Source organism: Chryseobacterium sp. VD8 (assembly GCF_037149975.1).
Classification (GTDB): domain Bacteria; phylum Bacteroidota; class Bacteroidia; order Flavobacteriales; family Weeksellaceae; genus Chryseobacterium; species Chryseobacterium indicum.
Genome location: NZ_JBBCQL010000164.1, coordinates 1 through 10,470, shown reverse-complemented (window position 1 = coordinate 10,470; position 10,470 = coordinate 1). Strand labels below are relative to the sequence as shown.

At 37.1% G+C, this 10,470-nt stretch carries 7 protein-coding genes; 6 read left to right on the top strand and 1 reads right to left on the bottom strand.

The annotated features are described in order from the left end of the window. Nucleotides 1–260 precede the first annotated feature (260 nt). From WFK35_RS16085 to WFK35_RS16075, 3 genes are all read left to right on the top strand, one after another. The gene (locus WFK35_RS16085; RefSeq protein ID WP_336733439.1) at nucleotides 261–1,346 is read left to right on the top strand and encodes an FAD-dependent oxidoreductase; all 1,086 of its coding nucleotides are present in this window, start codon (nucleotides 261–263) and stop codon (nucleotides 1,344–1,346) included. Nucleotide 1,347: 1 nt separating this feature from the next. After that, complete coding sequence (locus WFK35_RS16080) at nucleotides 1,348–2,505, top strand: pyridoxal phosphate-dependent aminotransferase (RefSeq protein WP_336733438.1); 1,158 nt, start codon at nucleotides 1,348–1,350, stop codon at nucleotides 2,503–2,505. 221 nt (nucleotides 2,506–2,726) lie between these two features. Then, nucleotides 2,727–5,162: a TonB-dependent receptor plug domain-containing protein gene (locus WFK35_RS16075; protein WP_336733437.1), complete on the top strand. Its 2,436-nt coding sequence runs from the start codon at nucleotides 2,727–2,729 to the stop codon at nucleotides 5,160–5,162. Nucleotides 5,163–5,228: 66 nt separating this feature from the next. On the opposite strand, the gene WFK35_RS16070 is transcribed toward WFK35_RS16075, so the two are convergent. After that, nucleotides 5,229–6,449 carry a PQQ-dependent sugar dehydrogenase gene (locus tag WFK35_RS16070; RefSeq protein ID WP_336733436.1) on the bottom strand — a complete coding sequence of 407 codons (1,221 nt, stop codon included), beginning with the start codon at nucleotides 6,447–6,449 and terminating at the stop codon, nucleotides 5,229–5,231. A 106-nt stretch (nucleotides 6,450–6,555) separates the two neighbouring features. Between WFK35_RS16070 and WFK35_RS16065 the strand changes: the two genes are divergently transcribed. From WFK35_RS16065 to uvrB, 3 genes are all read left to right on the top strand, one after another. Further along, nucleotides 6,556–6,930, top strand: coding sequence for a BlaI/MecI/CopY family transcriptional regulator (locus tag WFK35_RS16065; protein WP_076391278.1), 375 nt, complete (start codon nucleotides 6,556–6,558; stop codon nucleotides 6,928–6,930). Then, on the top strand, nucleotides 6,927–8,300 hold the full coding sequence (locus WFK35_RS16060) for a M56 family metallopeptidase (RefSeq protein WP_336733435.1): 1,374 nt from the start codon (nucleotides 6,927–6,929) through the stop codon (nucleotides 8,298–8,300). The genes WFK35_RS16065 and WFK35_RS16060 overlap by 4 nt, the downstream gene beginning before the upstream one ends. A 154-nt stretch (nucleotides 8,301–8,454) precedes the next feature. Next, on the top strand, nucleotides 8,455–10,446 hold the full coding sequence (gene uvrB / locus WFK35_RS16055; RefSeq protein WP_336733434.1) for an excinuclease ABC subunit UvrB: 1,992 nt from the start codon (nucleotides 8,455–8,457) through the stop codon (nucleotides 10,444–10,446). Nucleotides 10,447–10,470: the final 24 nt, after the last annotated feature.

Here is a 10,470-nt window from a genome sequence, read left to right as displayed (position 1 = left end):
GCGGCGGTGTTGCAGGGTTCCATTCCGATGATAATATTTTCAAGGCACCGGAATAGTCTTTCTTTTTATTCTGAAATAATATCACAGAAGATATTATCTATTTCACATTTCCTTCAAAGGGCTGATTTTAGCAGTAAGGAAACATTCTTTTCATATCATTAACGGATAATCCTGTTTTCACAAATAAAAAATTTACGCAGATTATTCTGTTTTAATGAAAATTTTACAAATTAAAAAACAAAACTAACAACAATAAAAAGATGGGCAAAGTTGCAATCATAGGAGCCGGTGTATCCGGACTGAGTATGGCAAATTATTTGGAAAAAAATAATATCGACTATCATCTCTACGAAAGAAGAACCCCAAACTATCTGAAAGGACATGGATTTATCATTCCCAAAGAAGGAATTGAGCATCTTTCAGCTATTATTGATATTAATGATCTTTACGCCAGAGGAAGTTTTCTGAAAAAATACATCCATTACAACCAAAGCGGCGAAATTCTTTCCGAAAAGGATCTGGATGATGTTTTTGTCGTTTCCAGAAGTACTTTGATTGAGATTCTAGCGAAGAGAATTCCATCAGATAAAATTTCTTACAATTCAACTGTGGCACTGAATGGATTTTCGGAGGGAAAAGCACAAATTACGCTGGACGAAAATAACACTTTAGAAGCAGATGTTGTCGTTGCTTCAGACGGATCAAGAAGCCGTATCAGAAGAACCATTTTTCAGGACGAAATCATGAGAGCCGTTCTGGAAAATGAAGTGGTAAATATCATCGAAAATGAAGAACTCGCAAGCCGAATTGAAAGTAATTTCCTAAAGTTTCATCATGAAAACGGCGGACTTACTTTTGGTGTTTTAAAACTTTCTTCTACAAAAATTCTTTGGTACTGCCAGTTTGATATTACCAAACATTTCATCAACGAAGATTATAGTCCGGACTGCATTAAACAGTTTATGCTGGATAATTTTGGCGGCTGGAATACTCTTGTTTCATCCATTATTGAAGGTTCAAGTTATGAAAACGCCCATATCTGGAGAGTGTATGAACTTGAAAAATTAAATCCTTTTTACCATCAGAATGTCGTTTTCATCGGCGATGCTGCACATCCGCTGATTCCTTTTACAAGTCAGGGCGTTACCTCTGCGTTGAAAGATTCTTTCACATTAACAAATCTTTTAGCCGAAGGAAATGACCTTCAGGAAACGTTCAGAAAATACGAAGAAGACCGAAAGCCTGAAATCGAAACCCACATCAAAAACGGAAGAGCTTTGCTGGAACAATTCCTTTTACCTCTGAACGAACAGCCTAAAAATACCTTACCAATTTCATATAAATAAAATGTTCACAAACAACGATATCAATTTTGAAGCGCTGAAAAGAAAAGCCTACAACGGAAGATGGGCAACTCTGGAAGAAGGTATTATCCCTTTAACTGCAGCAGATCCGGACTTCAGAATGTCTAAAGAAATAGAAAACGGAATCATAGAATATATTAAGGACGGCTATTTGAGTTATGGCCCATTCTCCGGACTTCCTGAGTTCAAAAAAAGTGTTGCAGAGCATTTTAATACAGGAAAAAAAGGCAGCTTTGTACCGGAAAATGTTTTGGCTGTAAACAGTGCGGCAATGGGAATGTACATGGTTGCCCGATACGTGCTGAATCCAGGAGACGAAGCGATTATTTTCGATCCGGTGGATTTCCTTTTCAAAAAAACTGTGGATTCGGTTGGCGGAAATATTAAATTGTGTGCCGTAGATTCCAAAACAGGAGATATCGACTTTGAAATGCTGGTTTCTTTAATTTCTCCTAAAACAAAACTGATCAGCATCTGTAATCCCCACAACCCTGTAGGAAGAGTATATTCCAAAGAAATTTTACAGAAAATTGCAGACATTGCGGCAGCTCATGATCTTTGGGTAATGAGCGATGAAATCTGGAGCGATATTGTGTACGACAAAACAGAATTCAACACCTATTCATCTGTTTCCGAGAATGCTAAAAAGAAAAGTTTTACTGTTTTCGGATTTTCAAAATCATTCGGAATTGCAGGATTGAGAATTGGTGCGGTTTTATGCAACGATCAGGAATTATTGGATGATTTTACAGAAAAATCCATGTTTAATTCAACCATCGAAGGTGTTTCTACACTGTCGCAGATTGCGGCAAGTGTTGCTATAGATAAAGCAAAACCATGGTTTAATGATTTTCTTGCGCATTTACAGAACAACAGAGATTTAGCTTACAGTATGCTTAGCAATTCGGGTATTTTAATTCCTAATCATCCTGAAGCAACATTTGTTATTTTCCCTAAGATTAACAATGGAATGTCCAGCGACGAATTTGCACAACATGTTTTAAAAGAAGGAAAAGTAGCGATTGTTCCCGGCTCAGAACGATGGTTCGGAAAAGGCGCTGAAGGACACGTCAGAATATGTTTTTCAACTTCACAGGAAATTCTCTCTGAAGGATTGAACAGAATAATCAACAGTTTTTAAAAAAATATGAAAGCGGATTCAAAATTTATTGAATCCGTTTTTTATTAAAAAAATATTCAGAAATTCATTTTTTCTTAAAATTATACCGATCATATTTTTCTACATAATCACTGTTTTTATTTAATTTAAATACATTTATCAAATAAAACCATATTTTATTACTGATTTAAAAACAAAATTTAATATTTTTGATATAAATGTCAATTTAAATCCAACGAAATATGAAAATTAAATACATAAGTGCCTTTTTTCTTGGAGTATCTTCTGTTCTGTATTCTCAGCAGACCAATGATACCATCTCTAAAGAAGGAAAAATTGATGAGGTAGCCATAACAGGAAGCAGGAATAAAAAAAGAACGGTTGTAGACACTCCGGTTCCGATTGACATCATCGACATTAAACAGGTAAGCCAGTCAACAGGGCAGATTGAAGTTAACCAGCTTTTACAGTTTTCTGCACCTTCATTTAATTCCAATAAACAATCCGGATCAGACGGAGCAGATGCAGTAGATCCGGCAACATTAAGAGGACTTGGTCCTGATCAGACATTGCTTTTGCTCAACGGAAAAAGATACCATCAGTCTTCATTAATCAACCTTTTTGGTACAAAAGGCCGCGGGAATACGGGATCTGACATGAACACGATTCCTGTGGGTGCGATAAAAAGAATTGAGGTTCTTCGTGACGGAGCATCGGCACAATATGGTTCGGATGCGATTGCAGGAGTAATTAATGTAATTTTAAATGACCGTAATCACGGTTTTGAAGGCAATGCTTTTTATGGAGTCAATCTTTTTAAAAGTCCGGGAGATCATGATGTGGTTTCTGACCGGAAAATAGACGGAAATACTTTTGACTTTTACGGAAATTACGGAACAAAAATAGGCTCTAAAGGCGGTTTCGGAAATTTTACGGCAGAATTTGTGAATAAAGAATATGCGATCCGTAATGCCAATCCTGAAAAATACGATGCTCCGAGACAGAGATTCGGGGATGCAAAATCACAGAATTTTTATTTTTTCGGAAATATTGAGATTCCGATATCGGATAATTTAAAATTCTATTCCAGACAAGGATTTTCGCACAGGAATACCAACGCATATGCATGGACAAGAAGTGCCGATGCAGACGGAAATATCCCGCAGGTTTATCCTAATGGTTTTAATCCCGTTCAGGATACAAGCATTTCAGATTTTACTTTTGACAATGGCTTAAAATTTAAAGTGGCAGACTGGGAAGTGGATGCGTATAATGCGTTTGGAAGCAACAGATTTACCTATCAGATAGATCATACCATCAATGCAACATTAGGCGTAAAATCACCTACGAGTTTTGATGCGGGAGGACATTCTCTGCTGCAGAATACAACAGGTTTCAATGCAACCCGACAATTTTCGGTTCTGGAAGGGCTGAATGTGGCGTTCGGATCAGAATTCAGATATGAAAAATTCAATATCATCAAAGGTGAAGAAGCTTCTTACGCTATGTATGATGTGAATGGAAATGTCGTGACGGCAAGTACTCCTTCAACATTATTGGTAATCAACCCATTAAGCGGAAATGTAAGACCGGGCGGTTCTCAGGGCTTTCCCGGATATTCACAGGAGATTAACAAATCCAGAAATAATTTTGCAGCGTATGTAGATACCGAACTCGACATTACCAAAAACTGGATGATAAGCGTCGCAGGAAGATTTGAAAATTACAATGATTTCGGAAGCACACTGAACGGAAAACTGGCTACAAGATACAAAATAACACCACAGTTTGCATTCCGCGGCTCTTTTTCTACGGGATTCAGAGCTCCTTCTCTGGCTCAGAAATATTACAGCTTACAGTTTACCAATTTTCAGGGCGGAAATCTGGTAACCATTCAATTGGCATCTAATGACAGTAATCTGGCGAAAGCAGTAGGAATTCCGCAGCTTAAACAGGAAACTTCTGTGAATGGAAGTGCAGGATTTACCTTTAACACAGGGAAATTTACAGCAACAGTAGATGGATATTACATCAAGGTAAAAGACAGAATTGTTTTAACGGGAAATTTCTCGCAGGATGATGATGCGATCGGGAATATTTTAATTGAAAACCGCATCGATCAGGCTCAGTTTTTCACCAACGCAATAGATACAAGAACTAAAGGGCTTGATGTTATTTTAAGTTTTAACGAAAATATCGGAAAAGGAAAACTGACGGCAACATTAGCCGGAAACTACAACGAAATGGAGATCACAAAAGTGAATACTTCCGACAGGCTGAAAGGAAAAGAAGACATTTATCTCAGCCCTAGGGAAAGAGCTTTTATTTTAGCTTCTGCACCGAAAACGAAGATCAATTTAAACCTGAATTATAAAATCAGTAAATTCAATGCTAATGTACAGCTGGTAAGATTTGATAAAGTGACTCTGGTAGGCTATAACGGACCGGACGATTACCAGACTTACAATCCGAAAGTCACGACAGATCTTTCTTTTGGTTATGAATTTTCCAAAAACATCAATCTGACCATAGGAAGCAAAAATTTATTCAACAGATATGCTACTTTACAAAGAGATGCTGTTTCATCCGGAAATACGGAATCAGGAGGTATCTTTGATCCGGTACAGATGGGATTTGCAGGAAGACAGGTTTTTGCAAGATTTAATTTTAAATTTTAATCTTTATACCATAACCAATAATGGCTTCTGGAAATTCAGAAGCCATTATTTATTTGAACAAAACTATTATTTTTTAGAAATTTTATACAATTTTCCACTGTCTGTAACAGCGTACAGATTTCCGTCGCTTCCGTTGAGAACATCACGGAATCTTTCGTTCTGATCTTCCAGAAGCCTTTCTTCTCCTATCACTTTATTATCTTTCATTACAATCCGGCTGATGTGTTCTCCGCTTAAACAGCCGATCATCAGATTCCCTTTCCATTCGTCGATATTTCCGGTGTAGAACGTAACTCCGCTTGGCGAAATCACAGGATCCCAGTAATAGACAGGCTGTTCTGTTCCTGCTTTTTGAGTTGTCCCATTGTTAATTTTATCTCCGGAATATTCGATTCCGTAGGTTACATCTCCCCAACCGTAATTTTTACCGGGTTTTATTAAATTAATTTCATCTCCGCCTCTCGGTCCCATTTCTACATCCCAGAGATTTCCGCCCGGATCAATTGCCAGACCTTGCGGATTTCTTATTCCGTAGGCATAAATTTCAGGTTTAAACCCTGTTTTTCCAATGAAAGGATTTCCGGAAGCCGGCTTCCCTTCCTTTGTTATTTTTAATATTTTACCTAAATAATTATTCGTTCTCTGCGCATAAACTCTCGTTTGCTTATCCGATCTTTCTCCTGTGCTTACAAATAAATTTCCGTCTTTATCAAATGCCAATCGGCTTCCATAGTGCTTATCTCCATCATACGTCGGAGTTGCTCTGAAAATAACTTTTACTTCAGAAATTGTTTTTAAATCCTGAGAAAGCTTTCCTTTTGCAACAGCGGTATGATTTCCATTTTCATAAGGTTCTGAAAAACTGAAATAAATGATATTGTTTGTTTTAAAATCAGGATCTAAAGCCACGTCAAGCATTCCGCCCTGCCCTTTCGAATCTACTTTAGGGAAGCCTTCGATTTTTGAAATTTCTTTTCCGTCGGCAGAAACCACATTCATGTATCCTCTTTTATCTGTAATTAAAAATCTTCCGTCCGGTAAATTGATAATTCCCCAAGCTTTCCCCAGATCTTTATTTAAAATTTCAATGTTATAAGGCGTTGAGGTTTTTACAGCTTTTATTCTGGTCTGTCCGGCAAAAGCAGGTTTATATTCCGGAGAATTAGGCTCTTTTGTTTCTGCGCTTCTGTCTTTCCCGAGCTTTTGGGCATTAAGTTTATTTTCTTTACATGATGAAAATATGAGAAAAACACTGATTGCTGAAATATAAAGTTTATTGATTTTCATTGAATTAGGATTATTATTGAATTTCAAATGGAAAAATAGTGCCATAAAATTTGGCAGTTTAAATTTTTATTCTACATTTGTAGAAACAAATAACAACTCGTAGAATATGAAAGAAATAAAACTGACCGATTCTGAGAAAGATCTCATGGAAATTCTTTGGGAAAAAGAAAAAGTTTTCATGAAGGACATTTTAGAATCCTACCCTGAACCCAAACCTGCCACTACAACTATTGCTACGCTTCTGAAAAGAATGCAAAATAAGGATTTTGTTGGCTACAAATTGTATGGAAATTCCCGTGAATATTATCCAAAGATCGCGAAAGGAGCTTATTTCAAAGAAGAAATGACTTCCATGATTGACCGTTTTTTCAACAGTTCCGTAACGCAGTTTGCATCGTTTTTTACGTCCAATGCAAAGCTTTCTCAAAAACAACTGAAAGAACTCCGTGAAATTATCGACCAGCAAATCGACGAAAAATGATGATTTTTTTAAAAATAATTTTGTGTTCTTCCCTGCTTTTGGCGGGATATTATCTGTTTTTGCAGAAGGAGAAAATGTACGGTTTCAACAGGTTTTACCTTTTGTTTTCCCTTGTATTTTCTTATACCGTTCCATTTATTTCCATTCAATCAGAAACTTCCAAACCATCGAATCGTTTGCAGACTACTATTGAAGCAACACAACAGGTTATGGACATTACGCCGAAACAGGAAAGTTTTAACTGGATGAATCTGATCTGGATATTGTACGGAATCGTAACATTGATTTTCCTGATAAGAACTATTATTTCATACTTAAAAATTAAAAATCTGAAGGGTGAAAAAATGCTGTATCAGAATCAGAACATTCTCATCACCGAAAATCCGGTTTCGCCTTTCAGCTTCTGGAATACGATTTATTTAGGTAAAAACTATGTGATTGACAATAAAATAGATTCCAGAATATTTCTTCATGAAAAGAGCCATCTGGAACAGAGGCACAGCATTGATATTATTATTGTTGAAATTATAAAAGCATTTACGTGGTTCAATCCATCCGTTTATTTTTATAAAAAAGCAATAATTACCAATCATGAATTTCTGGCAGATGAATCTGTTTTAAAAAACAATTTTGCCATAAAAGACTATCAGAATTTAATTCTGGAAGAAATTATTTCAAGCCAAAACTATAACCTTACGCATACATTCAATTTCAAAAACACCAAAAAACGATTTATTATGATGAACACCAAAAAATCTAAGCTGGCAGACTTAAAAAAAGTAATCAGCATTCCGATTTTGCTGATTGCTTTCGGACTATTCGTGCAGAAAACCTACGCCACTCCTATGGAGAAGATGATCGAAAAAACTCAGGAAACAATATCAGAACCTGTGAAAAAACAGATTGCTGAAAGTAATGAACCCATTACTGATGTTATTAAAAACGAATCTTTAAACCCAGAAAGTGGAATTACTGAGCAATTAAGTAAAAACACTATTGATGAAGGAGTTATTCAGGATACCATCCGACCGAAAGAGGGTAAAAACATGGCAACAAAAGATGAGGCAACTTTACTTCCGCAATATCCGGGTGGAATTAATGAAATGAGGAATAAAATGTCGAAAGCATTTGACGCGTCTAAAATGAATCTAGGCAAAGAAACGTACAGAACTGAGATTAACTATACTGTTCTGGAAGACGGAAATATTGCGGATGTGAAAGCATCAGGAAACAATGAATCATTTAATGCAGAAGCAGTAAATTCTTTCAGAAAAGCCAATGAAAACATCCTCTGGAAACCCGCAGAAAAAGATGGAAAGCCTGTTCGTTACAGCATGAGAATTCCGCTAATGATGTCTTTCCAAAATTAATATTGACTTTTCAAAAATAAAACAGCATTCAGATTGAGTGCTGTTTTGTTTTGAATATAATCACGCATCTTATTTTAATGAATCTGTGGTATAAAATACTTACCAATGTCAAATATATCTTTCGTATTTTTGTTAGGATAACATCACAATTTTTATGAATTTCAAACTTCAATCAGAATATAAACCTACCGGAGATCAGCCACAAGCGATAGAAAAGCTCACCGAAGGAATCGAAATCGGGGAAAAATACCAGACGCTTCTGGGAGTTACCGGATCCGGAAAAACATTTACCGTTGCCAATGTGGTGCAAAATGTACAGAAACCAACCTTGGTTTTAGCCCACAATAAAACTTTGGCAGCACAGCTCTTCATGGAGTTTAAAGAATTCTTTCCTGAAAATGCTGTTGAATATTTCGTAAGTTACTACGATTATTATCAGCCGGAAGCTTACATCGCCACAACCGGAACTTACATCGAAAAAGATCTGAGTATCAACGAAGAAGTTGAAAAATTAAGACTTTCCGCAACCGCGAGTTTACTTTCAGGAAGACGTGACGTCCTCATTGTTGCTTCCGTATCATGCATTTATGGTATCGGAAACCCGACAGAATTTCACAAATCATTAATTTCCATTGCGATCGGTGAAAAAGTGACAAGAACTGCACTTCTCCATTCTTTAGTTAATGCACTATATTCAAGAACATTAAATGAATTCCAAAGAGGTACATTCCGTGTAAAGGGAGATGTGATTGATGTTTTCCCTGCTTATGCAGACAATGCGATCAGAATTCAGTTTTTCGGGGATGAAATTGAGAAAATCCAGAGCTTGGATCCGGTTTCGGGAAATGTAACAGGCGTTTTTGATCAGATTCAGATCTATCCTGCCAATCTTTTTGTAACATCGAAAGAGACTTTGAACGGCGCAATCCGTGATATTCAGGATGATCTTGTAAAGCAGGTTGATTTTTTCAATTCGATTGAAAAACCTCTGGAAGCCAAAAGATTACAGGAAAGAACCGAACTTGATCTGGAAATGATAAAAGAACTCGGCTACTGTTCTGGAATTGAAAACTATTCGCGATATCTCGACGGAAGGTTACCGGGAACAAGACCTTTCTGTTTATTGGATTATTTTCCAAAAGATTATTTGATGGTGATTGACGAGAGCCACGTTACTGTTCCGCAGGTTCACGCGATGTACGGAGGCGACCGCAGCCGCAAAGAAGCTTTGGTGGAGTACGGATTCAGGCTTCCTGCTGCAATGGATAACCGTCCTTTGAAATTTGAAGAATTTGAAGCCATTCAGAATCAGGTAATCTATGTTTCCGCAACTCCTGCAGATTATGAACTGGAAAAAACAGGCGGTGCCTATATTGAGCAGATTATTCGTCCGACCGGACTTTTAGACCCCATTATTGAAATCCGTCCTACTCAGAATCAGATTGATGATTTAATGGAGGAAATCCAGAAAAGAGCGGATCTTGATGAAAGGGTTCTTGTAACGACCCTTACTAAAAAAATGGCAGAAGAATTAACAAAATATTTTACCAAATTCGGGATCAGAACACGGTATATTCATTCGGATGTGGAAACTTTGGAACGTATCCAGATTATGCAGGATCTGCGTGTGGGACTTTTCGATGTTTTAATCGGGGTAAATTTATTGCGAGAAGGTCTGGATTTGCCGGAAGTGTCTTTAGTAGCCATCCTCGATGCTGATAAAGAAGGGATGTTGAGAAGCCGAAGATCGATGATCCAAACCGTTGGTCGTGCCGCGAGAAATCTTAACGGAAGAGCGATTATGTACGCCGATAAGATCACCAAATCGATGCAGGCAACGCTAGATGAAACAGAATACCGTCGTGCAAAACAAATGCAGTATAATGAAGAGCATGGAAAAGTTCCGGTAGCTTTAAATAAGAAGATTTCTGAAAGTCTTGTCGGAAGAAGCAAGGATTTTCCTGATGAAAAATATACACAAAAAGAAATTCTTCAGAAAGTTGCCGAAGCAAAAGCAAGCTATACTTCTGAAGATATGGAAAAGGTAATTGCGCAAAAGCAGAAGGAAATGGAATCTGCAGCGAAAAATCTTGATTTTATTAAAGCAGCTAAACTGAGAGTTGAAATCGCTGCTTTGAAAGGATAATAATTTGGTTTCGGCGGTCGCGGC